The organism is Vibrio amylolyticus (assembly GCF_023145695.1).
Lineage (GTDB): Bacteria > Pseudomonadota > Gammaproteobacteria > Enterobacterales > Vibrionaceae > Vibrio > Vibrio amylolyticus.
In genome coordinates, this window is the sequence record NZ_JAJHVV010000003.1 from 370,767 (window position 1) to 397,574 (window position 26,808).

Below are 26,808 nucleotides of genomic sequence, written 5' to 3' on the forward strand. Positions count from 1 at the left end.
GCTTTTTGTATTCAGCTTTGAGGAACTAAAATCTGCCCAGATTGATACTTCAAGCCATCAGGCTCTTCCACGCCAAGCAATACAGGCCCATCAAGGTCTACAATCTCAGCTCGAGTCGCAATAGGCAGTGCCGCTTTCATTGCAATTGAAGTACCGAGCATGCAACCCACCATAATCGTTAAGCCGTGTTGGCGCGCTTGCTTTTCTAGCTCTAGCGCTTCGGTGAGCCCACCGGTTTTATCCAGCTTAATGTTGATCATCTCATAACAGCCAAGAAGCGAAGGTAGGTCTTCACTTACATGGCAACTTTCGTCAGCACACAGAGGGATAGGGTGCTCGATATGTCGTAGACACTCGTCTTCCCCTTTAGGGACCGGCTGCTCAATCATAGCAACTTGATACTCCGTTAATTGATGGAAGAGTTGCTGAAGTGGCAAGCCTAACCAGGCTTCGTTAGCGTCTAAGATCAGTTTTGCGTTAGGTGCTGCGCTGCGTACCGCGGCGACACGCTCAATGATCTGCTCGCCATCCAATTTCACTTTTAGAAGCGTTGCCCCGAGTTGAACATAACCCTTTGCCTGTTCGGCCATGGCAGATGGAGAACTAACCGAGACCGTCATTGCCGTTTCTATTTGTGGTGAAACATCAAAGTGCGGGCTAGGAAATTGGCTATTAGCATGTAGAGCAGTCAGACGCCAAAGCGCAGAATCGATTCCGTTTCGCGCAGCACCCGCTGGCATCCGATCTTGGAGAAGCTGCTTGATAACGTCGACATTCGAATGGGGTTCTATAACTTGTAACGAACTGGCGAATTGTTGGATCTGTTCCATCACAGAATCCACCGACTCACCATAGCGAGCGTAGGGCGTGCATTCCCCAACGACTGTGTTTTCCTCATAATCAATAGTCACGCGTACAACATCTTGGTGCGTACGCGTGCCACGAGAGATACTGAAAGGCCGAGCGAGTTTAATGGAAACGTGCTGAGCGGTGATCTTCATTATTCTTCCCTATGCCTATTTAGCCAAAAGATTATCAATGATGCTATCCACGCTGAAGCGAACAGGGTCAGTAACAGGAATCTGATACTCCTCGCTCCATTGCGCACATAATTCACGAGCGTCTTCTTCATCTATACTTGACGTATTTAAACAGATACCGACGACTTTAGCATTGGGGTTGGTTAGGCGAGCGGCTTGTTGGTTGGCAGCGATAGTCTCTTCAATGCTTGGCAGCTTAGCGTGAGGAAGGTGACGAATATGTTGACGACCCACTTCATGACACAGCACCATGGCATCAGGTTGAGCTCCGTGCAACAGCCCCATGCTTACGCCCGCGAAGGATGGGTTAAACAGCGAACCTTGTCCTTCAATGATATCCCACTCATGATCCGTGAACTCAGGGCTAACGGCCTCTACGGCCCCAGAAATAAAATCCGCGACCACAGCATCTATTGATATGCCGCTACCTTGAACCAAAATGCCCGTTTGGCCAGTCGCTTTAAACTGAGCGTCGACATCTCGTTGTTGCAGTGCTTTTTCTATCGCCAGTGCGGTAAACATCTTACCCACTGAGCAATCTGTACCGATGGTGAGCAGGCGTTTTCCTGAACGTTTTTTGCCAGAGCCTACTTCCAATGTTCCATCATAATGTCGTACATCGTGGAGGCGCGTTTGACCTTCTTCTTGAAGTGTTTTCAATGGGGTAATATCGGAGAGTCTTTGGTGCATTCCCGATGCGATCTCATACCCCATTTCAGCGGCAGCAATGAGGGTCTTTTGCCAACTTTTCGGTATTACGCCACCTGCATTCGCTGTACCAATGACGAGTGTTTTGGCCCCGAGTTCTTGAGCTTGCTGTAAGCTCATCTCATCTAAACCTAACGATACGGTTTCATCGGTCAGGCGAAGTTGCCCAACGCATGAGTTAGGTCGCCATTGATGAATGCCGCGAGCCGTTTTGGCTGCGAGTGGGTCGGTGACGTCACCAAGAAAAAGTAGGTAGGGCTGAGAGATAGACATAGGAATCCTTTACGTTGTATCCGTGACAAGAGAAACCTCAGCATAAAAAATACCATCGACGTTGCCGAATACTTAAATATCAACCACCTATAACGTTACGTTATACGCTGTTTTACTGTGAAGTATAGTTCGTTAATTGATCAATAAATTGCTGTGCTGTGATAGACAAAGGTTGATGTTCTGCGTGCAAAATAGAAACATGAAGTGGGATTCTTGGTTCGAGAGCAAGGGTTTGTATCTGCTCTGAAGCGTGGAATTGCTGTGCTGTCCACGGATCAACAATGGCTGAACCTGCGCTGTGTCTCACTAACTCCGCTGCGGCATTGTAGCTACGTACAGATATCTGGTGGTGGTAGTGGGGATCGATTCGACTGATGGCGTGGTGAAGTAATTGGCCAAGTGGATCTCGCTGATCTAGCCCAATAAGAGGTAAGGGGCTTTCAAGCAAGGTGGCAAGTGTCATCGCTTCTTTAGATTGTTCTTGTTCTATCGCTTCTGATTTGGGTGCAAGTACGAGCATGTCTTGAGTTAAAAGCCGCTCATGGGCAATGCCTGATGGGGCTTCATCACCAAAACAAACCGCAACGTCTAACTCATTCTTAAGTAAGGATTGGCACAGCTCGTCGCGATTGGCGGTAGAGAGTTCCACGGAAACGTCTTTATCTTCACAAAGAAGCGCAATAACGGGGCTGAGCAATGCGCTGGCAAGAATAGGAGGCGCACCAATTCTCAAATGCAGGCTTCCTTTCTTCACCTTATTGGTTAGAGAGCGAAATTTCCCCAGCTGCTGATATATACGTTCGGCTTCGGGTAATAAAGTTTTGGCTTCTTGAGTCGGGACTAGTCGACCTTTCACTCGCTCGAACAGTTGAAAGCCAAGTTGGCTCTCGGTATGGGCTAACACTCGGGTGACATTCGGCTGAGACACATGCAGGTTCTTCGCCGCACCGGAAATGGTGCCTGCTTGCATGATGGCGTAAAAAATTTCGAGTTGTCTCAGTTTCATGGCGTGTCCAAATGTTTGAGTTTCTAATTTATTCTATTACAGCAGAACCACGAAATCTGCTGTAATAGAATAAAAGCCAAAGGCAAAATGAATGTATTACTCAAACGACAACTTACTTTTTACTCACACCTCATTACTCACTATCTGTTACTACTAACTTGTAACTCTCAGTGTGTTTTAGATATCTCGAAAGTGCAGCTAGAACGTGGCGACTAATTTTCCTCGTACGCGCCCTTGTTTACTCTCTTCATACGCTGAGTGAATATCATCAACATGATACTGCCCACCGATATTGGCTTTGAATTTATTGCATTCAATCAGATCCATTAAATGCTTCAGTTGAATAGCGTTGTATTCGACAAATATAAACTCGGTTTCGATATTGGCGAGTTCTGCTGCGTCAATGGTTTCTTGCATCAGCCCAGAGATACTAACCAATTTCCCTTTCGGCTTGATAACTTGAATCGCGTCGAGCTGAAAATCGCCTGATAGAGTCTCAAAGACCACGTCAACAGGGTTATCTTTCAAACAATCGACGAAATTCTCTTTTTGATAATCGATCACTTCATCAGCCCCAAGGCTTGTTACGAATTCTTTGTTTTTATCAGATGTCGTCACAATGACGAAAGCGCCAACCGTTTTAGCAAGCTGAATCGCCGTCGTGCCAATGCCACCGGCACCTGCTTGAATCAAAATTCGTTGACCGTGGCGAACATTGCCCGCAGTGAACAGTGCTTGCCAGCTTGTTAGCGCCACCATAGGCAGGGCCGCCGCTTCAACTAAAGGGAGTTCTTTGGGCACAAGGGTCAGGTGTGTCCGCTTAATCGCACAATACTCAGAAAGCGTACCGTCTTGGCCAATGGTTTTCATGCCAAAGACTCGGTCTCCCTTTAAGTATCCATTACCTGACTCGACGACTTCGCCCGCGACATCCCAACCTAGCGTTAATGGTAGAGTTTGGCTGATCAGTTGCGAGAGTTGTCCTGTTGCAATTTTCCAATCGACAGGGTTTATTCCTACTGCCGCTACCTTAATTAATATCTCATCCTGTTTTGGCGTTGGGATGGGTACGTCTCGAATTTCTATTTGATCGATTTCAGTGAGTTGAACGGCTTTCATGATGTCTCTCTCGTTGTTAATTGAAAAGCCATCTTATTGATTCACTTTTCGATGATAAACATGCCTTATGGGTTAATAGTTTTTCCAATTTGGAATAAATAGATACGATGAAGGTCGATGGTAGCTAGGTGATGCGATGGATACATTGAATGCGATGCGAATTTTTATACGTGTGACGGAGGTGGGAAACTTCTCCAAAACGGCAGATGAAATGAGTACCTCGCCTTCGTATATTAGCAAACAGATCGCTGGATTAGAGAAGTCGTTAGGGACGAGACTATTTCAACGCACTACGAGGGTACTAACACTAACCGAAGCTGGAAAGTCGTATCTGCATCATTGTCAGAAAATCATGGAACAGCTCTCGGCTGCTGAAAGTGAAATGTCGGAACTGCTTGGTTCACCATCGGGGTTGTTGAGAGTCAGTATGCCGAGTGTGCTTGGCAATCGAGCAAGCGCCATGATGTGCTCAGCTTTTTTGAGGCGCTACCCCGAGATCGAGCTGGATATCCTGGTGGAAGACCGTTTTGTTGATTTGATTGAAGAAGGCTTTGATATTTGTATCCGGGCAAGTGCTGACTTTCCAGATTCGACTCTGATTTACAAACACATTGGCGACTTGAATATTCATTTGATGGCTTCTACTGGGTATTTGGAGCGGCATGGGCATCCCGAAGTTGCCAGTGATCTTGCTGAGCATCCATTGATATCACATCGATACGCAGGTTCCAGCACTTTTGATTTTGAAATAGGAGGAAAAACAGAGAGCGTGAAGTTTGAGAGAAAAGTGCGAGTAAACAGTACCGCTTTTGTACGCCACCTTGTTGAGCAAGGCGAGGGAGTCGGCTTTATCCCAGTAAGTGGTCAATTGGACGAGAGCGTGAACCTTCAATCAAATCTCGTCACTTTGCTTCCTGATTACCAGAAGGGAAAAATTACTATTAGTATGGTGTACCCAGAACGTACGTATACGCCACTGAAAGTACACAAATTCATCAATTTTTTTGAAGAGTGGTTTCAGGAATATATCGGGAGTTGGTAGGTTAAACGATATTTTATTAATCTGATATTCAGTCCAAAAAGAAGGGGCTAACACTAGCCCCATTCGGTATTACTTTATAGGATGCGACTAAGCGGAGAGCTCTTTTCTTACAAGCTCAGCACCCGCACTTAACGCATTTAACTTGCCCGTGGCTACTGAGCGCGACAAAGGCGCCATACCGCAGTTGGTACAAGGGTAAAGTTTGTCTGCGTCAACGTATTTGAGTGCTTCTCGTAGCGTGTCTGCGACCTCTTCTGGCGTCTCGATTGCGTCGGTGGCGACATCAATTGCACCGACCATGACTTTCTTTCCACGGATGAGTTCAAGTAACTCAATTGGGACGCGAGAGTTATGACACTCTAGTGAGATGATATCGATGTTGGATTTCTGTAGTTTCGGGAACACCTCTTCGTATTGTCGCCACTCTGTACCCAACGTTTTCTTCCAGTCGGTATTGGCTTTAATGCCGTAACCGTAACAAATGTGCACAGCCGTTTCGCATTTCAGCCCTTCAATGGCTCTTTCTAAACACTTAATACCCCAATCATTAACGTCATCGAAAAACACGTTAAAGGCTGGCTCATCAAATTGGATGATATCAACGCCAGCTGCTTCTAACTCCTTGGCTTCTTGGTTGAGTATTTTGGCGAATTCCCAAGCTAGCTTTTCACGGCTTTTGTAGTGATCATCGTAAAGCGTATCAATCATCGTCATAGGGCCAGGTAACGCCCATTTAATCGGTTGGTCAGTCTGCTGGCGAAGAAACTTAGCATCTTCTACAAACACTGGTTTTTGGCGAGAAACAGGGCCGACAACGGTTGGTACGCTTGCATCGTAACGATCGCGAATCTTGACGGTCTGGCGGTTTTCAAAATCAACGCCACTTAGGTGCTCAATAAAGGTCGTGACGAAATGTTGGCGTGATTGCTCGCCGTCGCTGACGATATCAATACCTGCCAGTTGTTGCTCTTGCAGTGAAACGCGCAATGCATCTTGTTTGCCGTCTACTAATTCTTCCCCTTGAAGTTTCCAAGGCGACCAAAGCGTTTCGGGTTCAGCAAGCCAAGAGGGCTTAGGTAAGCTGCCAGACGTTGAAGTTGGTAATAGTGTTTTCATAATAAATGCCGCCGTTTAATCCGTTAATATTTATGCGTAACTCGCTGACCATTGCTCAAGAACTGCTTGATATGGCTTGATAAAGTGTTCTTCAGCAAACTTACCTTGCTTGATAGCGAGTTGGCTTCGTTCTTCGCGGTCATAAACAATTTGAGTTAGTGAGTGGTCCTGATTTTTCAGGTTCGGTTGGTAGCAATTTCCCGCTACCGCGTTGGCATTATAAATTTCTGGTCGATAAATCTTTTGGAACGTTTCCATTGTGCTAATGGTGCTAATCAGCTCAAGGTTTGAATAATCATTAAGTAGGTCGCCAAAGAAATAGAAGGCCAAAGGTGCAACACTATTTGGCGGCATAAAGTAGCGAACTTGCAGCCCCATTTTTTTGAAATATTGTTCAGTTAATGAAGATTCATTTGGCTCATATTCGAAACCTAACACAGGGTGTTTATTTTCCGTTCGGCTATAAACTTTGTTGTCGGAAACACTGAGACAGATAACGGGTGCTTTATTAAAGTGTTCTTTATACGTATTCGAGTTCACGAAATATTGAAATAGCTTTCCGTGTAGGTCGCCAAAATTCTCTGGAATACTAAATTGAGCTTGGTCTTTATTATGATCAAGAAGCAATACGCTAAAGTCGTAATCTCGAACGTAAGAAGAGAAATTATTACCGACAATGCCTTCGATGCGCTCTTTGGTTTTGTTATCGACAATATTGGTTTTTAAAACTTCAATCGATGGGAAAGTTTGATCGCTGCCTTCAATGTCCATATCAACAGAAATAATTTCAAGCTCGACAGAATAGCGATCGCCTTTTGGGTTATCCCAATGTGCTAATGCGTTGAAGCTATTGTCGATCATCTTTAGTGCGTTACGTAAGTTGTCTTGACGGCTCTCACCTCGCGCTAAATTTGCAAAGTTGGTGGTGATACGTGTGCTGTCTGATGGGTGATAATTTTCATCGAGACTGAGGCTTTTAATAGTAAAAGTGAAATCTGTATTCATGGTATTCGGTTATCCTATTTCCTAAGATGAAAGCTGAATTATTCGTTGCTCATTCTGGGTTTTCATTTTTGTTTCTATTTTCCCAGTTGGTTGTCACCACCGTTTTTTTGTTTATTGCAGTTGAGTTAAAAACGATGATTAAGAGCGATGGTTATTTATAGCTTTGTTTGGTGTTCGAATAACAATGGATTTACTTCACATTCAACATGAGAAATATTCATGTTTCATTTTATTTTTAACCGTTATATTACTTAACTTAATTTAAAAAGTGGGTATTTATAGGGATTAAATAGCCTCAGCTAATATAGGGATAATGAAGTGAGTGAACTACTGTTGTTATTTATATACTGTGCATTATTAGGCAGTGGAGTTGGTTTTTTAGCAGGTCTACTAGGCATTGGCGGGGGGCTAGTGATTGTCCCCGTGCTTAGCGCTATTTTACTTCATTTTGAGGTACTGCCATCAGAGCAGGTCGTGGTTGCGGCGGTTGCAACATCGTTGGCGTCCATTTTATTCACCTCGACGTCTTCGGCTATTGCTCATCATAAAAACGGTAACGTGCCATGGGCGCTTGCGCCTTGGATAATGACTGGCGTGGCGCTTGGTGCTCTGGTCAGTGGTTTTATGGCGGCGCTGTTGCCTGAACAAGTTGTTCGTTTGGTTTTTTCTGTGAGCGTGGTGCTTATTGCGTTGAAAATGTTCTTAAGCAGCAATAACAGTGCACCGAAAGAGCGAAAACTACCCAATAAAGGCGTGTTAACGATTCTAACGACAATCACTGGTGGTCTGTCGGCAATGATTGGAATTGGTGGTGGGGCGCTTCTCGTCCCCTTGCTCACGTTCTTCTCTCTCGATATGAAAAAAGCTATTGGTTGCGCTTCAGCGTGTGGCATTGTCATCGCGCTATTTGGTTCTATTGGTTATATCAGTTCAGGTAGCAGTCATTTCGCGTTAACAGATGGATTTGCCGGGTTTGTGTATCTTCCAGCGCTCGCTGGCATTGTAAGTACTTCTTGGTTTACCGCGCCAATGGGAGCAAAAGCAACACAATCGCTACCGGTTTCTACCATTAAGAAGATCTTCGCAGGCTTACTGGTCGTTATGGCTGCCAATATGGTAATGAATTAGGGGGAGGGTAACGGTCTGATTAATGCTCCCAGAGCAATTTATTAGGATCGTGATTCTCAGTCCAGGTTACATCTTCGCGCGCCTGTAAATAAAGTTGTAGTCCGTTATACGAAGCAAAGGCTTTAGCCCCACCTAGGTGTTGGTGGTCGTCAAAGTAAGCATCTTCGATGTGGCATAACTCAGCAAGGTTGCTTATTCCTTGCTTGAGTGCCCATTGAATGGCAAAGACTGGTGCTGTCACGCCAGATAGGGTGACTTCTGTAACTGTGCTGTGAATAGCAGCACCTATGTTGTTTTGCTTGTTTAGCTCAATTTCCCTTGATTCGGTTTCTTGTTGGCGTATTTCTTCTATTATTTCAGAACGCTGAGCGTTTGAGATGCGTTTATTCAGTTTGGCAATTTTTAAGGCGTAATCAAAACGTTTAGGTGTCACTAGACTAATTAGCTGAGTGAGTAACTCTTCATCAATATTTGTTGCCTGAACGAAGTAATCAATGCAGGCTTTGACGGAAGAGTAGGTTGTACCGTTATATTCAAAACGGCTTGTGTCATCAGAGCTGCTTAAAGGTATTTCGTTGATACTCAGTGGCCAACTCTGGAAAGAAACTCGTTGCTTGGCGATTTCATACATCTTCCACGCGCTCTTACCAAAACCACCTAATATAGCTCCTGAAAACTCACTATCCACGAGCTCTTGCTTTGTCCAGTTTTCCCCTATGCCTAAATGTTTCGCGTACTTGCTAATAAGAGCTTGTCTGATGTGTGCTCGAAGCTGCCAAACGGACTGGAGATGGTGAGAGCTTTTGATGGATTGGCATTCAGAGCATGCAGGTAATGCCAATGGAGCATGCTCGATCCTATCTTGAGCGGTAGCATTACGTGGAAACATTAATAGTGACAATGATGGCTCACCACAGAACCAACATTGATGGCGAAAATTGAAGGGAATATCAATCGGAGTATGAGGCATAGGATTTCAAATTCGCTGTTTAAAATAGGGAAGCTGTTTAAAGTTAGAGAGATAACCAGTAACGTAAAGTAAGCAGTGCTCGTTCGGAAAACTCCATCTGATCAATTTTTGATTGAGTATCCAATGCTAATTGGGGTTCATCGGTAATAATGCCGTCGACTCCAAGTAAGAACAGTTTCTGCATCGCAGCGGCGTTGTTAATTGTCCAAACTAGTACTTCTTGCTCACGCTGTTGTATCTCAATAATACGCCAAGCGTTAAGCCATTGGGTGCTTACCATGAGCATATCAACCTCTCTTTCTAGTTGAGTTTCGCCAACACTCGCTGCGTAAATAAGGGCGTAGCGTAACTGCTTTGGACGATTCTCTTCTAGGCTAGACATCAACGACGATAGAAGTTCAGTATCTAAGCTAGAAACGATCATTGCTTGTTGGTAGTTTGGTAATAATTGAGCCATTGCAAAAGCTAGGTCAAGGCTCTGGTTATAGCGTTTTAGCTCAATATTGAATTCAATGTCTTGAGAGTAATCGTCCAATAGTTGAGTGAGTAACGGTGGTGGAGTTTGGCTGACTTTTTGGTAAGCCAAAGAAATATCGGCGTAAGTCGATTCCTCTACAATCATGGGGTTACCAATCATTCTCCCTAAATCGCGATCATGAAAAACTACAATTTGGCCATCTTTAGTTATTTGTACGTCTATTTCCGTGCTTTGGATTCCTAAAGAAATTGAGTATTGAACGCCGGCTTCACTGTTTTCAGGGTACTTAAATCCACCGGCTCGGTGCGCTGTGATGTAACCCGTTGTATTGGTTTGTAGATGCTGGACGAAATGACGGACATCGTTATAACCATTGAACATGGAAAATAGTATAAGTGATAGCATGACGCCACTAAGTAACACACGACGTTGGGTATTTTGTTTCAGGCCGACAAAACGCGCTTGTTCATTGACTAACTTAAGGCGTTTCGTTTGTAGACGAAGCACATAATACTGACAACTGGCATAGATAAAGCGGTCTATAAAGCTAAGCACCAGCGTAACCCCAAGCAAGAGTAATCCTGCAAATACAATCCAAGAAAAGCGGTCTTGATCGGATGTCGCCCACGATAATATTGGCTCTAACGTAAATATCATTGTTGCGGCGAATATGGCAGTAATCACCACTCGACCAAGTAACCAAGCGATATGGCCAAAGAGTATGTGCGGATAGATCTCTTGGCTTAAGCGTCGTGCCTGTTTAAAAAGTTGCCATTGTGAGCAGTTTTGAAAAAGGCTCAGGGGTAGAGCTAGCCACCAATTGGCCCAGTATCGAAGCACTAAAAGGACACATGGTAAACTAATGAGAATCAATAAACCTACAGCCATCCATAGAGAACCAAGTTGATGACTAATATAGTAATTGATATCCCAGTCATTAAGCATCAATCCATAGATCCAACGTCCACACCATAATAAGGTTGCAAGCAATAGGCTGATCCCAATCGATTGTGCCAATACTACTTTTACGACTCGAAAGCTACGTTGAATGATGAGCCCAAACGCATCCAAAATAGAACGCTTTCCCAAATCATGCTGTGCGAGCAGGATGCTAATCGTTGATTGTTCAATAAAAAAAGCGAAACTGAGTTGCGTAACAAACCACAAATTGAGTAGGAAACCTGCAGGGGAAAGAAAGAACGCAAGCAGCTCTTGGTTTGCAATAGCACTCACGCCATAAAAGCCCATCAGTTTAGATGAGATCCATAAATCAAATGGAACAAATAGCGTGATTAACGCACTTCTTACGAGAAGAAAGCAGGCCAACATTTGTAAGCCACTAGCTTTGAGTCTGTGCCATGCAAAATAGGCGATATGACGAGTGCGATGGAAAAATGCGGTGCTCAAGAGGATGTGTCGCCTGTTCTGTGAATCTAGAGTCTATTTCTGGTTTGGATTATAGCACTGGATTGTCTATTTGTATGAATTGGAAAATAGGAAGATTTCTGATCGTTAAAAACGGTGAAAGCCCAATGTTGGTAGGAACTAAATATTCTAATTAATAACTAATTGTTCTATAAGGGAGTTATGATAATTCCGTGGAACTTCCCTCAGATGAAAAGAGCCAGACCAGCTCTTTTTATATACATGATTTCAATGTCTTACATAGAGAATCTACTGGTTATTACTACCAAAATTTTGGTAATTCAAAGCTGCTGACCTGCTCCATAAGACTTGTTAACTGAGTAGTGACGGAGGGGGGGGAGACAAACGGCAAGAATATAAAACAAGCTAATCATCATCGAAGGACTTGATCATGAAATAGAAGGGGAGACTACTATCTACGAAATTCGATAGGTAACATCGACTAAAATTGAAAAGTTTGCAGTAATCCGAATCTCTACAATTCGTTATTGAACAGAAATGAGTTTTGGATATGCACATCTTAGTAAGTCACCGAATTACTACAAGTATCGTAAAGCACATTTAACTCAGCGTGCTCTTCAAGCCCAATCGTACAATTGACTTAATAAGGTGGCTTTGGGCAGTTCAACGCTCGGGATTTAGTGTTGGCCGTGCAACACCTTAATCCTTATTTGTTAGGCCGTTGTTCCAACTTGTTTTCTCATCCACTGAACAAAGCAATTTGTTGGCGCTGAATCAGTCTGATAGTGAAGGACATATCCCGCATTGGCTTTGATGGTAGGTAGTAAGGCAACTAATCGGCCCTGTGATAATTCATCTTGAATAAGCGCTTCTCTAGCAAGTGCTATTCCTACTCCCGCTTCAGCAGCTGACATCGCCATGTCAGTTCGATTAAAGAAGTGCCCTTTATCAGCTTGTAGATGGACGTTATTTACTTTTGCCCAATATTGCCACTCATAATGTCGTATCGCACCGAGCCAAGGTTGAGCATCGTGTAGTAATGTAATCTCAGACCAATCTTCTTTCCCAGGATTTTCACCGTTGAGCCATGCATGTTGAGCCAAATAGTTTGGACTCATGACTGGGATCAGCTTCTCTTCCATTAATAATTCGGCCTCATGGTCATGATAGGGTAAAGGACCGTAATCAATGGCTAGATCAAAATCTTGTGAGGTGTGATCAACCAAAGCACCTTCTGCGTATGTTTGAACTTGAATCTCAGGATGTAATCGGTGGAAGTTCTCTAACCTTGGAACTAACCATTTAAAAGCAAAGGAAGGGGTCAGTTTTAGCCTCACCTCTGAAGAGTCTGACGATTGACTTTGTAGAGTGGATAATGCCATGTCGATATCTTGAAAGCTTGATGAAGCAACTCTATACAGAAGATGTCCAGCCTCGGTTAACGTTACTCCTCTTGAATGCCGATCGAGCAAGCGAACTCCGATATTCTCTTCAAGTTGTAAAAGCTGCTGGCTAATTGCACCAGTAGTTAAGCACTTGGCTTTTGCAGCGCGAGTTAAACTGCCTCGCTTGCCTACCTCAACAAACGTCATCAAGGCCGACGCCATATTATTTTTCAAATGCTTCATCTTCGCCTTTAGTATTTCTATACGTTGTTGTTAATTCTTATCGATTGTTGCTGTTTTGTAAATAACACAAACTAAGCGCAGCTAACAGAAGGGAAAATAATAATGAAAGTAATTGTATTGGGTGGAGGCGTGATAGGGTTAACAAGCGCGTGGTATCTTTCCCTTCAAGGTCATAGTGTGACTGTCATTGACCGTCAATCTGAGTGTGGTAAAGAGACCAGTTTTGCCAATGCAGGGCAAATATCTTATGGCTATTCATCACCTTGGGCTGCGCCTGGCATTCCCTTGAAGGCGATTCAATGGCTAATGCAAGAGCATGCACCACTGAAAATTAAGCCAAGCCTCTCGCCTTCAATGATGGCTTGGGCGAGTAAAATGCTGATGAATTGCCGAACTTCCCAATACAATACTAACAAATCAAGAATGCTAAGGCTGGCAAACTATAGTCGCGACTGCTTAACTGAGTTACGGATGAGCAGTGGGATTGAGTATCAAGGTCGCCAAAAAGGGACACTTCAAGTATTTAGAAATTCTAAACAGCTCGACGCAATAAAAAAGGACATGGCTCTTTTACAACAAAGTAATACCCAGTTTTCTTTATTAGACACGGAAGGTTGCCTAGAAAAAGAGCCAGCACTTAAACGTGTTCAAGATAAAATAGTGGGAGGTTTACATCTACCTGATGATGAAACGGGGGATTGCTTTCTATTTTGTCAGCAGTTAACCAAGCTTGCTAAACAGGCGGGTGTTGAGTTCTATTTCAATACGGATATTCATTCATTAGCTGTAAAAAGCGGCTCCATAGAATCGGTCAAGACTAGTATAGGATCATTAGACGCTGACTATTATGTGGTCGCTTGTGGGAGTTATTCTGCTAAGTTACTTGCGCCACTTGGCATTGAGTTACCCACTTACCCGGTGAAAGGTTACTCACTGACATTGCCGATTAAGCACGACGAATACTCTCCGAAGTCAACGGTAATGGATGAAACATATAAGGTCGCGATTACACGATTTGATAATCGATTAAGAGTTGCAGGCACCGCAGAGTTGTGCGATTTTGACTTATCCATTCCTAAGAAAAGAACAGCGACGATTAATCGCGTTGTGAATGAGCTATTTCCTGATGTTGGTGATTTCAAGCAGGCGGAATACTGGACTGGCTTGAGGCCGATGACTCCAGATGGCACACCAATTATTGGAGAAACACCAATCAAAAATTTGTTCACCAATACAGGTCATGGCACGTTAGGTTGGACGATGGCTTGCGGCTCTGGGCAGTTACTAGCAGATATAATTAGTCAAAAAAGACCGAGCATTGAACATCATGATCTGGGCATGCAACGATACGGTTGATAGATATAAACCAACTGAGATCTAGCTTTCAGGCAAAAAAACTTTAATGTAACAATAGCGGCAATTAAAGCCTCAGTAAGGCCGATAATAACATCTCATAAGTGGTGCTTGAAGCTTACTTTATCTACCCCAATCAATGATGCTAAGCCGTAAGAGATCAATCCAATCAACCGTACCACATCATCAATGCTGTTGAGGCAGCAAACGCATTGACAGTATGATTTAAAGGAAAGCTATAGGCGCATCGCTTCAAGAAGGCAATTACAATAAAGTTTGATCATAGACTACTCTTCGATCGGCTCGATAGTTAGCCTAATGACAAAGTCACTTGGTTTGCCTCCTTTCAAACCAAATAACACAATTTAATGAACAAAGTTGCTTCGTGCTTGTTCAACAACTAGCTTAAAAACTGAAGATAATAAATGAATTAATGATCAGAGCGTTGGCGATATCGATAAAGAAGCCACACACCAAAGGAACAATTATGAATGCCTTGTGCGCGGCGCCATATCGTTGACTCACCGCCGTCATATTCACAATCGCTGTTGCAGTTGAACCTAGGGTAATACCACCAAAACCTGATCCGATAACCGCAGCCTCGTAATCTCTACCCATAAAGCGAAAGACTACCCAAATGGTGAACACAATCGACAGAACAATTTGGAAGAACATCACGATAGTTAAGAACAAAATAGTGCTCTGTAGTTGCCACAACTGAAGACCCATTAGTGCCATCGTTAAGAACATACCCAGACAGATATCTGAGATAAGTGCTTGGCCAAGATGGCCGTTACTACTTTTTTTCTTTTTCAGCAACATCGACTTGCCGTTACCCAGAATGATCCCTCCAACCAAACACGCTACAAACATAGGAAGTTGTAAGCCGATTTGTTCAAATCCAATGTTGATGAAGTAACCAAAAATCAAACTTAAGTTCAGCATTAGCCAAGCGTATAGGTAACCAAAGTGATCCAGTTTCGTGGTTTCATTGTGGCACACACCAATATCCAGATTATGGTCAGGGTTTGGGGTGAGTCTGTGTTTGGTGATCAAGTATTTTGCAATTGGGCCACCAACCAAACAAGCTGATATTAAACCGAGCGTATTCGCCGCTAATCCCACTTCTGCAGCGCTATCTATCCCCATATCGGCATAGATTGGAGACCAAGCCATGGTCGTGCCCACGCCACCAATCAAAGAGATCGACCCTGCCATCAGACCTAAGAGTGGCTCTAACCCAAGCAGTGAAGCCACACTCACGCCAATGATGTTCTGAAGTACTATGTAGACAATCGCAAGGAACGTCAGAATCAATAGCGGTTTTCCGCCAGACACTAACGTTTTCAGATTGGCGCTGAGACCGATTCCCGCAAAGAAGTACAGCAGCAATATATCCCTAATGGCCAAATCAAACTCGATAGTCAGATCGAATAACCAATACATCGCTGCGACCACAATGGCACATATAAAACCACCAATCACAGGCTCTGGAATACTGTATTTCTGTAATAAGTGATACCGCATCGTTGCAAACTTGCCTATAAATAAAAGCACGATCGCTAAAGTAAATGAGATAAAACCATCGATTTCTAAAACTTGCATAAATTAATTACCGTTTTTAACTTTCTAACTAATAAGGTTGGCTATGCCAATCTTCCAACAAGTAGAAATAACAAGGCTACATAACTAGAAAAAATAATATAAATTAGAAGGTACTTATTCATTTTTATTTCCCACTTGAATATCTTTAAATATATTCTGCTTGGTTTTCTCCAGAACCTAAATGAATAGGAGGTATTCATTTATGAAAACTGGCACTCCCCAAATTTGAATATCTCTAACCCATAGTAATGTGCTCTTTCTATCGACTATCGTGTCCCCCATCAAATCATGTTGAACGTTGACGTCTAAATAGAGGACAACCCATGCGCTATATAAAAAAGTTCATATCTACATTGGCAACGATGAATTACTACAGCAGCAGTGACAGCCTGGACGACCACCTTTCGTCTATGTATCTACAGCAGATTTTCGAATCTGGAAAAACGGACAACCAGGAAGAGTGTGAGGAGGATGAAACATATGCAGCTAATCTTATTTACGGTGAATTATCAGCAGATAGGGTTTGTGCACAAATGAATAACTCTTATTCATCGAGATAATCGTTCAACTAAGTAAACTGCTCGGCAAAAGGAAATCGTAAAAGGACTCAAAGCGTGATCAATACACGTGACTAATTATAAAAACTCTCATTGGAGAAGGTTGTGAAAAATTCAAATATGTTAACTATGGGTCAACTACGTCCAACAGTATTAGCACTCGCTATTTCACTTTCTGTTGCACTGACAGGTTGTAAATCAGACGTTGAAACTGTGGTATCTGAACCTGTGGTTCGCCCTGTCTATGTAGAAATGGTGTCGAATATTAAAGCTGCTGACTTATCTTTTAATGGAACAGTCCATTCAGTAAGCCGCGCTGAACTCTCTTTTAGAAACAGTGGTCGAATGACAGAGCTACTGGTGCAGGAAGGTGATTACGTTGAGCAAGGTCAGATCATTGCACAGCTTGATTCCGTGGATGCACAGATAGCTCAAACCTCTGCAAAAATTGAACGTGATAATGCTCGCTCAGAATACCAACGTGCTAAAACTTTATTCGATCGCCGTCAGTCTATCTCAAAGAGCCAATTTGAAGAGATTACACTGCGTTTTAACCTCGCTCAAAATCGATTTGAAGAAGCATCTCGCCGCCTTGATGATACAACGTTAACTGCGCCTTTTTCTGGAGTAGTGAGCCGTATTTACGTTGATAACCATGTGCTTGTTCAGAGCAACGAGGCAATTGTTGCATTGCATGATTTAAATGATCTTGAAGCTGTTATTCATGTGCCAGAGTCATTAATGACTCGCAATAGCCAAGCGAACCACATTTTTGCTGATTCAGCGATTGCGCCGTATGAGACGTTTAAGCTGACGTTAAAAAAATATGAGACGGAACCCGACCCAGTTTCAGGTACTTATGCGGTGACATTTGCCATCGACACTCAGCCAGAAAGTCGTTTGCTGCCGGGCATGAATGTCCATGTTTATTCCAATGAAGTTCAGTCCGATCTTAAAACGATCCAAGTTCCTTTGACCGCCGTTAACCCAGACAATATGGGCAACCAATATGTCTGGATCGTTGATGAAAGTGACACACTTCGTAAGCGCAATGTCTTCACTAGTGGATTGAACGGAGACCGAATCATGATTGAATCAAACTTGCAATTGGGAGAGCGAGTGGTGGTTTCAGGCACACGGAACCTTGTTGAAGGTCTTGTGGTCCGCCCAGAGCTAACAGAGGCATATTAATATGAACATCGCTCAACATATCATTGCAAAGCGCACCAGTGTTTGGGTCATGGTTGCCCTCATGCTGATTGGCGGCTATATCAGTTACCTAAAACTGGGCCGATTCGAAGATCCTGAATTTGTGATTCGTCAGTCGGTGATTGTAACGCCATACCCAGGTGCAACCGCACAAGAGGTTGCCGATGAAATTACAGATGTCATTGAGGGTGCAGCGCAGTCTCTACAAGAGGTTCAGGAGATCACTTCAGTCTCCAAACAGGGTGTGTCTGAAGTTACGGTTGAAATCAAACGAGAGTTCTCAAAAACGGAAGGCGAGCTTCAGCAAGTGTGGGACAAATTGCGTCGTAAAGTTAGCGATGCTCAGCGTTCATTGCCTCCTGGTGCCACCGCTTCCATCGTGAACGACGATTTTGCTGATGTGTTTTCACAGTTTTATGCGGTTACAGGGGACGGTTTTACTGACAAGCAGCTGCAAGATTATGTGGATACTTTGCGTCGAGAGCTCGTGTTGGTTCCAGGAGTATCAAAAACAGCTACTTTCGCGGAGAAGCAAGAGACGATTTTTATTGAGATCTCTAGCGGACGTTTATCTCAATTTGGCGTATCAGCACAACAGATCTATCAAGTTCTAGAGAAGCAAAATATTGTCACGGTAGCGGGTCAGTTAGACACCGATGGCATGCGAGTCGCTGTGGCACCAAGTGCCAACATTAGCTCGTTTGAGCAGCTAAAGTCACTGCAAGTTGCCGTAGGTAACAATAATACAGTGGTGCGTCTACAAGACATTGCTGACGTCACCTATGACTATCAAGAGCCTACTTCAATTTTGATGCGCTACAACGGTGAGCGTGCTGTTGGCTTAGGTATCTCAAACGTTGCAGGTGGTAATGTTGTTGAAATGGGCGATGCAGTCAAGGCTCGTATTGAGGAGTTAGAATCGCAACGACCACATGGTATTGAGCTGCACGAGATCTCTATTCAGTCAGATTCTGTTCGCGAGTCGGTAGCCAACTTTATTAACAACCTAATCGCTGCAGTAGTGATTGTTTTTGTGGTACTGCTGCTGTTTATGGGCTTGCGTACTGGCGTCGTTATTGGTTTTGTATTGGTGCTAACGGTAGCCGGTACGCTAATCGTTATGCTGATTGACGATATAGCGATGCAACGTATTTCTCTAGGTGCGCTAATCATTGCGCTGGGTATGCTAGTTGATAACGCAATTGTTGTGACAGATGGCATCTTGACTCGTCTCCGGAAAAATCCAGAGGAAGACAAACAGCAAATTGTTGGCGACATTGTCAATGAAACCAAGTGGCCTCTATTAGGCGGCACTATTGTCGGTATCTGTGCGTTTAGTGCGATAGGTTTGTCACCTTCGAACATGGGTGAATATGCAGGGACTTTATTCTGGGTAATCTTGTACTCAATGTTCTTGAGTTGGGTACTGGCTATTACAGTGACACCGTTGCTTTGCCATGATTTCTTGAAGGTAAAACAGCAAAATCAAGATAAAGCGCCAAGCAAAATCTCTGTCTGGTACAAAGGAACACTTGAGTGGGTACTAAACAACCAGAAAAAAGGCCTTGTGGTGGTTGTCGTGGTATTTGTGCTAGGGGTGAAGATGTTTGGCTACGTTCCTCCTGGTTTTATGCCTGAATCGCAACGTGAACAGTTTGCCATAGATGTGTTCCTTCCACAGGGCACTGATATCCGAACGACTGAGCAGGTAATGCTAGAAATGGAGGAAGATGTGCGTGCTAAAGATGGCGTAACGAATACAGTCAGCTTCATTGGCTCTGGCGGCATGCGCTTTATGCTGACCTACTCACCGCAAGCGAGCAACACCGCGTATGCACAGATGCTGGTTGATGTAGATGATTTTGACGTAATCGAAGATTTGGTGGCTGAGCTTCAAGTTGAGCTAGGTGACAAATATGAGCAAGCTTCAATCAATGTTTGGAAATTCATGCTTGGCCCTGGTGGCGGTAAAAAAATTGAGGCAGCATTCAGCGGCCCAGACAGCGCCGTATTGAGAGAGCTTGCTGAACACGCGAAACAGATAATGGCAGAAACACCAGAATTGGTAGCCATTCAAGATGATTGGCGTCAGCAAGTACCAGTAGTAAAACCTGTGTATGCATCTGATCGAGCTCAACAGTTTGGGTTAACAACGCAAGAGCTTAATCAGGCATTAGAGCAGTCATTAGTTGGTCGACAAGTGAGTGTGCTTCGCGATGGTAACGATCTGATTCCAATCGTCGTTCGCTCACCAGAACAAGAGCGAGACCACGAGCGCAGTATTGAGAATACGCAAGTCTACAGCTCAATTGCAGGTGGGTACCTACAGCTAGCGCAGTTTGTTGATCGTGTTGAGCTAGAATGGCAAGACGCTATGTTACGCCGAGTAGATCGAATTCCAACTATCATGGCTCAAGCGGACCCACGTTCTGGCATACTGACTGCCGATGCACTTGATGCAGTGAAAGAACGCATTGAAGCGATGCCATTGCCAGTGGGTTACCAATTCGAATGGCACGGTGAGTACAAAGAGGCTAAAGAAGCGGATGAGGGCTTGATGATATCGGCACCTTATGGGTTTGCTGCAATGGTTCTTGCCGTCGTGTTCATGTTCAATGGTATCCGCCAAGCTCTGGTTATCTGGTGTACGGTTCCACTCGCAGTACTAGGTGTAGCAATCGGCTTAGTGGTGTTCCAAACGCCATTTGAATTTATGGCAACCCTTGGCTTTCTTAGCCTAGTGGGCATGATGGTGAAGAACGCTATTGTATTAGTCGATCAAGCGGAAAAAGAGATTGAAACAGGAAAAGAAGCCTACGACGCCATAATTGAAGCGGCAATGAGCAGAGCAAGGCCAGTTATTTTAGGTGCGACAACAACGATTTTGGGTGTAGCTCCATTACTGGTAGATCCATTCTTTAAGAGTATGGCGGTGACGATTATGTTTGGTCTTCTGTTTGCAACCGTACTAACACTGGTGGTGATTCCACTGAACTACGCACTCTTCTTCAGAGTAAAACCGAAAACCATAGCCTGACATTTGGCATGAACAGCGATGTAAAAGCTCATCTGTATAGATGAGCTTTTTTGTTGCCTTATTGAAGTTACTCCGATGTGAAACCACCAAAAATGAATAACTGTAATACGTGTTTTGAAGCGCCTTAAGTCCATACACTTACACACATCAGGAAGAGGCGGCTTTCGAATAGCGCAGTGCAGACCTAAGGAGGGAGAGATCAACTAAGAGTGCCACTCGCACTCATAAAACGAGAGCGAACACTATGCGTAACCTCATCATATTATTAACGATGGCATCTCCTTTGGCTTTGGCTTCTCAAACCGTTATTTCAAACACAGAAACCAATGAAAATTGGGGAGTGGGTATTGGGGTAAGGAGTGCGAGCATGCCATACAAGACTAGTGGGAACACGGTCAATGACGTGATGCCATTACTGTTCTACAAGGGTGTTCATGCCTACCTAGATGGCGCTTCTGGGGGTGTTCATTTTTATCGCAGCGAAGAGTTTTCCTTTGGCTTTGCTGCCCAAATGCGTTTTTTCGATATCCCTCGTAGCGCACAAAATACCATTCAAGGCTCTCAAATTGATATAGGTGGCAAAGCAACTTGGCATTATTCGCCGAACCTCGATATCAGCATTGAAGTGCTTTCCGACTACGACAGCCGTTATTATTCAAATCTAACTGGTGCTTACAAGTTAGAAGGGAATGGCTGGGATGGTGCGCTTTATGCGTCGTTAAGAGCTAAGTCGGCGCGTTTTAACGATACCTACTATGGACTGCAACTTGAAGAGATCGGCTCAGCAGTAGACAGCCAAGTGGGTGCGAAAGGTCGTATGCAGCTGTACAGAAACTTGTATGCAGTGGGGCATTTAGGCTTAACAATATTTGATCACGATACCTATTCCAGCAGCACCATTGATTCTCATAGTCAATGGGAAGGGTATCTAGGTGTGGCGATGTTTGGCAGTTCTTCTCCAAACCAAGCGAGCCTTCCAAAAGGAGCTTACCTTCGCTTGGCCAGTGGAGTGGCGACTTTATCTGGGCCAACAGATTTGCTGTTCTTAGACAACGAAACTGATCCAGAACGCAACCAAATGACGTCGATTTATTACGGGCACCCTTTAGCCGGCGGGGTGTTTGGTTGGCCACTCGATTTTTATCTAACACCAGGTTATGTGTATCACCACAGTTCAGATACACAAAGTGCCTTTGATGAATTTGCCATCGCGATTAAAGCCTATTACACCATTGATTTCTCGGTTCGCACTAGGCTTGGGTTTGCTGAAGGCATTTCCTACGCCACCAAGATTAGCCATGTGGAAAGTACACATCTGGAAGGGAATGGCTATCAGCCGAGTAAGCTGATGAACTACCTTGATTTCAGCGTTGACGTCAATATGGGCGATGTATTCAGAAATAAATCGTTAGATAACCTTTGGCTGGGCTACAGCTTGCACCATCGTTCAGGAATTTTCACCACCACCTCCGCCTTTGGCAGGATCAAAGGGGGCAGTGACTACAATACTGTCTACTTGCAGTGGCACTTTTAAGTGACAGTTTGATCCTAGCCGCCTTATTGGGCGGCTTTTTTATGCTCATAGTTTAGAAGTTGGTCAACATTGATTGAACGACCAACTTATTGAATAGTTGAGATTATGGTATGTTAGTAGAAACAGTGATAATCAGAATAGGTCCCTTTCACTATGAAAAAGAGTCTTGAAGATCTCGATTTGAACTTACTGAAGCTGTTACGTGTTGTGGTGGAGACCCAAAATACCTCGGTAGCAGCAGAAAAGTTAGGCATTTCACAAACCAGTGTGAGCCGAGGGATGGCTAAACTGAGAGAAACATTTGGCGATCAATTGTTTATTCGCAAAGCACATGGTGTCGAGCCATCAGAGTTAGCGGAAAAGCTCGCGGAAGCGGCGGAACATATGCTTACTCCCTTCACTCAGGTTCTCGAGGCGTATCAAACCTTTGACCCTCTCGAGTACTCTGGAAACATTGTGGTCGTGTGTGACTTGACCTTGTTGGATGTATTTGGCCGTGGTTTGTATCAAGCATTAACCAACACGTTACCAAAAGCCAAGTTTCGTTTTGTGTACTGGCAGCAAGACTCACTACAAGGTTTACTGGATCGTGAGATTGACTACATGCTTCACTATACTCAGTTTCCGCTGCCACAAGACCTCTACACCCATCATCTGTCGAACATAAAAGTAAATCTGGTCGCGAGAAAAGATCACCCAGTTCTTAGTCAAACGTCCGACTGGGATGCGATCAAAAATATTCCTATTGTTAAGTACGCATCAAATAGTCAGGTTGGAAAATACGATTATTATGATGAGCTCTTTATGCAAAAAGGGGGCGAGCTAAATGTAAAGCTGGTTAGTCATAACGTACCTGTCATGATTGACTGTTTGGTGAACTCGGATGCGATGGCATTCAACAGCAGTTATATCCTGCAGCACGACGACAGATTGATGTGCTACCCATTACCGGATATGCCTGAACGATTTAGAAGTGTCAGTGTTTCGGGTGGGTACCTTCAATCTAAGCGTGGTTATCCATTAAACCAGTGTTTGCATCAGGCAATGCAGGGCTTCTTTAACTCGATTGTTCAACCAGAGAGCTAAGTCTGCCATCCTTTGCCCTTAAACGTAAAGACCCCCACTCAAACCATAAGGCTCAGAGCGGGGGCTTTACTAGGGGGACGCTTCTATCTATTTTAGAACTTGTAGCTCATACCCACTGACGCTAGGTACTCTTCATTCTTGTAAAAATCAATATTGGAATCGTTATAGTTCACGCCTGCAAACGAAACCAAATTCCAGTTATCTAGTCCTGCAAAGTTAGCGTACTCATAAGCGACAAACAATTTGTGCTTGTTGTCAGAGCGCGTTTTACCATACAAAGAGTTATGGCCATCGTAGTCTCGGTAAGCATAGCTGCTCGTCACGGCGAGTGTGTGCGCGGAATGAGTGACAAAATACGTCATTTCCAATTCGTATTGTTCAAACGTCTCTGCTTTACCATCGGCATCATTATTAAGGTAACCTAGGCTCGTGCTTAGCCCCATATTGGCCCCAAAGTGTGCTAAATAGCTACCCTTAAAGGCGTACATATCACTATCGCGCAGTAGCTCTGAATCTTGAATGCGCTCTTCATCTATTTCCTGTGTGGCATAGGCCATATCGACTGAAAAACCAGAACCGACGATGTTATTCAGTTTCAAGCGATAAGCGTGGCCATCAATATCTGTTTTGCTTCGATGGCCTGTTAAATATGGGTCTTTCCATACTTCACCAGATAAAACAGTTGGCAAATAAGCAATATCTATCTGTGTACCGTTTTGCATATCGAACTGATAGCCAATCTCAAAAGCCAAGTCACCAACGGCTAAGTCGTCGCGAGATGTACCCATGTAAACCCTTTGGGTTCGGTTTTGCACCAGTTCATACGAAATGTGACCAAGCGGCATAACAATAACATCGTCGCTGTGTGAGCCTTTACTCGTATTATCGTTTAGCAGCGCATCGCTTTCTGTACTAAGGTTAGAGTTGGTCGACATATAGCCTGTCGCTAGTATAATCTCACCACTCAAACGAGAAGAATCAAAGGCAAAAGCCCCTGTTGCCAATGAAGATAGAATTGATGCTGCTAATATGCTTTTAGTTTTCATTTTTTAACTCTCTTAATTTTTATTTTCCTTACTGCTATTTCGTTACATCCGTTTAGTGGGGCCTATATTAGTTTTTATTTTCATTATTAATATGGGTAACAGTTATGCATATTTGACTGTTACAAATGGCATGTATGAATATCTCATATTCATATTTTCTAGCATTAGCTAAGTATAAAGTGTGGTAATGTATTCTTAATTGGAAAAGACAATGACCTTAAGTGCAATTCTTAAAGAAGAGCGGTACCAAACGACCATTTACCTGAATGACAGGCCCTATGATGTTTTCGATTTTGGAGAAGGAAAGTGCTCAATTATCATCGTCAATAATATTGACCTGCACATTGAAAAATTAAATAAAGAGAAGGTGACGAGTCGAATTATTTTTGTAGATATAACAAAAATGCTTGCTCAGCACATAGAACAGAAAGAAAGCGTTCCACAGTTGTTAGCAAATGATCTCCATCTGCTTTTTGATGTGTTCTGGTTAGATGAAGTCCATATAGAATCAGAGATAAAGCATATTGATATGCGAGCAATTTTTAACGTTGTTGCTTTGCGAAATTACTCACGGTCATTACTAAAAAGCGAGTGTTAGATAGAAGATACTCGATAAATGTGGATCGCGTTGAAAAGTTTAGTTAAAAGTGTTTGCATCATATAGATGGGACACTTTGTAAAGCAGTTAGTGTTAAGGGGGCCGCTGTCGCTGGACAACAAAAATTAAAACTTTTCTACTTCTGAAGTCCGTTTCCAGCATAGCTACCAGAAGCCAATTGTGACAATAAAGATCGGCCCCGTTGCGCGTTAACGTATTTACTCAGTGGTAGATCGTGCCACTGAAATCACCTTACTTTTGCTCATGGTTTACAGATGAGAGGCCGTGACAGAAAACTCCCATTTTCTATCAAAATAGGGGTGTGTAGACAAAAAATCCATCCGCATGACTATTCAATAATACCATGGTCGTGTTAGCTTTTATCTGAAGATGGTTATAAGGATTATTAATATGGATTTCAGGAGCTTACACTTTCAACCAGAGCCAGTTCTGATATGTAACGTATGGGATGTGTTTAGTGCAGTTATAGCAGAGCAGGCTGGTTACCAATGTATCGGTACTTCCAGTGCAGCCATTTCTCGTATGCTTGGGTATTCAGATGGGGAAGAAATTTCCTTTTCTGAGTTGCACGATCTTGTAATTAAGATTAAGAGCCGAACAACCATTCCGTTGACTGTTGATATTGAGGCTGGTTATGGGGAAACAATATCTGAAATCTATGACAATATTAAGGCGTTAGCTGAAATTGGGGTCGTTGGGATTAACATCGAAGATAGCGTAGTCATAGATGGAAAGAGAGTTCTAAAAGATCCATATGTAATGGAAAATACCATCTCTGGTTTGGTAGCACTTTTACGTGCATCAGATATTTCCATATTCTTGAACTCAAGAACAGATGCTTATTTAGTCAAAAGTGATACTCCACTTGAGGAAACAAAGCTTCGTATATCCCTGTATCAAAAGGCAGGTGCAGATGGCATTTTTGTACCCTTTTTAGAGAAAAAAGAGGACATTAAGGTTCTTTCAGAATTCACAGAGCTACCTCTAAACGTAATGTGTACCCAACGTTTGCCTGACTTCACGACTCTTTCTGAGTTAGGGGTAAAACGTATAAGCATGGGGAATTATGCTTATAGTAGGATCTATAAAAAACTAGAAAATGACTTGTTGAAAGTCGCGGATACTCAATCATTTGCACCACTTTTCAGTAATACAAATTGAGTTAGAGGAAAGTAAAATCTCCTCTACATATCTCCAAGGAGAACGGTTTGTCCTACTCCGTTCACCTATGGCACCTAATTATGAGGTGCTGCACGGTGTTTAGCAGTACTCAAAGTTATCCGCACTTATCTAAATTAACAAAGTCGCTAGCTCAGAAATGTCCATAATCGTTATAGTCGGTACTTTCAAACACGAAAGTACGCAAAATTTTGAAGAAAGCTTATTAGAACTTATAGACAGAGGAACCGAATGAATAAGTTTTTTGTAGTTGGATCGATAATTATTTTGTTCACTATGTCTTCAGTCTTATATTTAAAAGCCCCTGAATTCTTTGAAGGGAAAGTTGATGCCAAGAAATGCGTACAAACCGCAAAGTCTCGTGACTCTGTAGAGCTGTACTTGGTGCGAAATGGACTACGAAAGAGGTTTGTATTTGGTGTCAAAGGATCAACTTGTGATGAGGCGTTACTAATATTTAATCTTAATGATGATGTGAAAATTGATTACCATAGTCTTAATGACAGCTATGCGACGGTCGATAAATTGAGCCTAAATGGTCGACAAATTCCATTACGTGGCCAGTAAAGCGACCCAAATCTAGAGTTTGCATTAGTCAATCTAATGATATCAATACTAACCGATCATTTTTACAAACTCATTCCTGTCCAGAACCTTCACAGTTGGCACTTCATAACTCAGAAG

General features: G+C 43.3%; 21 protein-coding genes. 10 read left to right on the forward strand and 11 right to left on the reverse strand.

Annotated elements, in window-relative coordinates; genetic code table 11:
- Window positions 1-11: 11 nt before the first annotated feature.
- From dgcA to KP803_RS06755, 4 genes are all read right to left on the reverse strand, one after another.
- The gene (dgcA, locus tag KP803_RS06740; protein WP_248008082.1) at window positions 12-1,001 is read right to left on the reverse strand and encodes an N-acetyl-D-Glu racemase DgcA; all 990 of its coding nucleotides are present in this window, start codon (window positions 999-1,001) and stop codon (window positions 12-14) included.
- A gap of 15 nt (window positions 1,002-1,016) precedes the next feature.
- Window positions 1,017-2,021 (reverse strand): N-acetyltransferase DgcN, encoded by a 1,005-nt coding sequence (gene dgcN, locus KP803_RS06745; RefSeq protein WP_248008083.1) that lies wholly within the window; start codon window positions 2,019-2,021, stop codon window positions 1,017-1,019.
- Between the two features lie 112 nt (window positions 2,022-2,133).
- Entirely contained in the window at window positions 2,134-3,027 is an 894-nt protein-coding gene (locus KP803_RS06750; protein WP_248008084.1) for a LysR family transcriptional regulator, read from the reverse strand.
- Between the two features lie 198 nt (window positions 3,028-3,225).
- Window positions 3,226-4,146 (reverse strand): NADP-dependent oxidoreductase, encoded by a 921-nt coding sequence (locus KP803_RS06755; protein WP_248008085.1) that lies wholly within the window; start codon window positions 4,144-4,146, stop codon window positions 3,226-3,228.
- A 154-nt stretch (window positions 4,147-4,300) separates the two neighbouring features.
- On the opposite strand from KP803_RS06755, the gene KP803_RS06760 reads away from it, so the two are divergent.
- Complete coding sequence (locus KP803_RS06760) at window positions 4,301-5,188, forward strand: LysR family transcriptional regulator (RefSeq protein WP_248008086.1); 888 nt, start codon at window positions 4,301-4,303, stop codon at window positions 5,186-5,188.
- 87 nt (window positions 5,189-5,275) lie between these two features.
- Here KP803_RS06760 and KP803_RS06765 read toward each other — a convergent pair whose 3' ends face one another.
- Together KP803_RS06765 and KP803_RS06770 are read right to left on the reverse strand one after the other, a co-directional pair.
- Window positions 5,276-6,304, reverse strand: a complete 1,029-nt coding sequence (locus KP803_RS06765; RefSeq protein WP_248008087.1) for a methionine synthase — start codon at window positions 6,302-6,304, stop codon at window positions 5,276-5,278.
- A 30-nt stretch (window positions 6,305-6,334) separates the two neighbouring features.
- Window positions 6,335-7,309 (reverse strand): DUF1852 domain-containing protein, encoded by a 975-nt coding sequence (locus tag KP803_RS06770; protein ID WP_248008088.1) that lies wholly within the window; start codon window positions 7,307-7,309, stop codon window positions 6,335-6,337.
- Window positions 7,310-7,627: 318 nt separating this feature from the next.
- Between KP803_RS06770 and KP803_RS06775 the strand changes: the two genes are divergently transcribed.
- Window positions 7,628-8,437: a sulfite exporter TauE/SafE family protein gene (locus tag KP803_RS06775; protein ID WP_248008089.1), complete on the forward strand. Its 810-nt coding sequence runs from the start codon at window positions 7,628-7,630 to the stop codon at window positions 8,435-8,437.
- A 19-nt stretch (window positions 8,438-8,456) separates the two neighbouring features.
- Here KP803_RS06775 and KP803_RS06780 read toward each other — a convergent pair whose 3' ends face one another.
- The 3 genes from KP803_RS06780 to KP803_RS06790 all read right to left on the reverse strand — a co-directional run bounded on the left by KP803_RS06780 (window position 8,457) and on the right by KP803_RS06790 (window position 12,899).
- Window positions 8,457-9,407, reverse strand: coding sequence for a hypothetical protein (locus tag KP803_RS06780; protein ID WP_248008090.1), 951 nt, complete (start codon window positions 9,405-9,407; stop codon window positions 8,457-8,459).
- A 43-nt stretch (window positions 9,408-9,450) separates the two neighbouring features.
- Window positions 9,451-11,292, reverse strand: coding sequence for a glycerophosphodiester phosphodiesterase (locus KP803_RS06785; protein WP_248008091.1), 1,842 nt, complete (start codon window positions 11,290-11,292; stop codon window positions 9,451-9,453).
- A 692-nt stretch (window positions 11,293-11,984) separates the two neighbouring features.
- The gene (locus tag KP803_RS06790; RefSeq protein ID WP_248008092.1) at window positions 11,985-12,899 is read right to left on the reverse strand and encodes a LysR substrate-binding domain-containing protein; all 915 of its coding nucleotides are present in this window, start codon (window positions 12,897-12,899) and stop codon (window positions 11,985-11,987) included.
- Between the two features lie 102 nt (window positions 12,900-13,001).
- Between KP803_RS06790 and KP803_RS06795 the strand changes: the two genes are divergently transcribed.
- Window positions 13,002-14,255 (forward strand): D-amino acid dehydrogenase, encoded by a 1,254-nt coding sequence (locus tag KP803_RS06795; RefSeq protein ID WP_248008093.1) that lies wholly within the window; start codon window positions 13,002-13,004, stop codon window positions 14,253-14,255.
- 402 nt (window positions 14,256-14,657) lie between these two features.
- On the opposite strand, the gene gltS is transcribed toward KP803_RS06795, so the two are convergent.
- A complete protein-coding gene (gene gltS / locus KP803_RS06800) occupies window positions 14,658-15,857 on the reverse strand; it encodes a sodium/glutamate symporter (RefSeq protein WP_248008094.1) in 1,200 nt (399 codons plus the stop codon).
- A 662-nt stretch (window positions 15,858-16,519) separates the two neighbouring features.
- On the opposite strand from gltS, the gene KP803_RS06805 reads away from it, so the two are divergent.
- The 4 genes from KP803_RS06805 (at window position 16,520) to KP803_RS06820 (ending at window position 23,280) form a co-directional block, all read left to right on the forward strand.
- On the forward strand, window positions 16,520-17,605 hold the full coding sequence (locus KP803_RS06805) for an efflux RND transporter periplasmic adaptor subunit (RefSeq protein ID WP_248008095.1): 1,086 nt from the start codon (window positions 16,520-16,522) through the stop codon (window positions 17,603-17,605).
- 1 nt (window position 17,606) lies between these two features.
- The gene (locus KP803_RS06810) at window positions 17,607-20,660 is read left to right on the forward strand and encodes an efflux RND transporter permease subunit (protein ID WP_248008096.1); all 3,054 of its coding nucleotides are present in this window, start codon (window positions 17,607-17,609) and stop codon (window positions 20,658-20,660) included.
- A gap of 244 nt (window positions 20,661-20,904) precedes the next feature.
- Entirely contained in the window at window positions 20,905-22,194 is a 1,290-nt protein-coding gene (locus KP803_RS06815; protein ID WP_248008097.1) for a MipA/OmpV family protein, read from the forward strand.
- A 153-nt stretch (window positions 22,195-22,347) separates the two neighbouring features.
- Window positions 22,348-23,280: a LysR family transcriptional regulator gene (locus tag KP803_RS06820; RefSeq protein WP_248008098.1), complete on the forward strand. Its 933-nt coding sequence runs from the start codon at window positions 22,348-22,350 to the stop codon at window positions 23,278-23,280.
- A gap of 92 nt (window positions 23,281-23,372) precedes the next feature.
- On the opposite strand, the gene KP803_RS06825 is transcribed toward KP803_RS06820, so the two are convergent.
- A complete protein-coding gene (locus KP803_RS06825; RefSeq protein WP_248008099.1) occupies window positions 23,373-24,326 on the reverse strand; it encodes a DUF2860 family protein in 954 nt (317 codons plus the stop codon).
- A 211-nt stretch (window positions 24,327-24,537) separates the two neighbouring features.
- Here KP803_RS06825 and KP803_RS06830 point away from each other — a divergent pair, with 211 nt between their 5' ends.
- The 3 genes from KP803_RS06830 (at window position 24,538) to KP803_RS06840 (ending at window position 26,691) form a co-directional block, all read left to right on the forward strand.
- Complete coding sequence (locus KP803_RS06830) at window positions 24,538-24,924, forward strand: hypothetical protein (protein ID WP_248008100.1); 387 nt, start codon at window positions 24,538-24,540, stop codon at window positions 24,922-24,924.
- A 411-nt stretch (window positions 24,925-25,335) separates the two neighbouring features.
- Window positions 25,336-26,106, forward strand: coding sequence for an isocitrate lyase/PEP mutase family protein (locus KP803_RS06835; protein ID WP_248008101.1), 771 nt, complete (start codon window positions 25,336-25,338; stop codon window positions 26,104-26,106).
- 249 nt (window positions 26,107-26,355) lie between these two features.
- Window positions 26,356-26,691, forward strand: coding sequence for a hypothetical protein (locus tag KP803_RS06840; RefSeq protein WP_248008102.1), 336 nt, complete (start codon window positions 26,356-26,358; stop codon window positions 26,689-26,691).
- The last annotated feature ends 117 nt before the right edge of the window (window positions 26,692-26,808 follow it).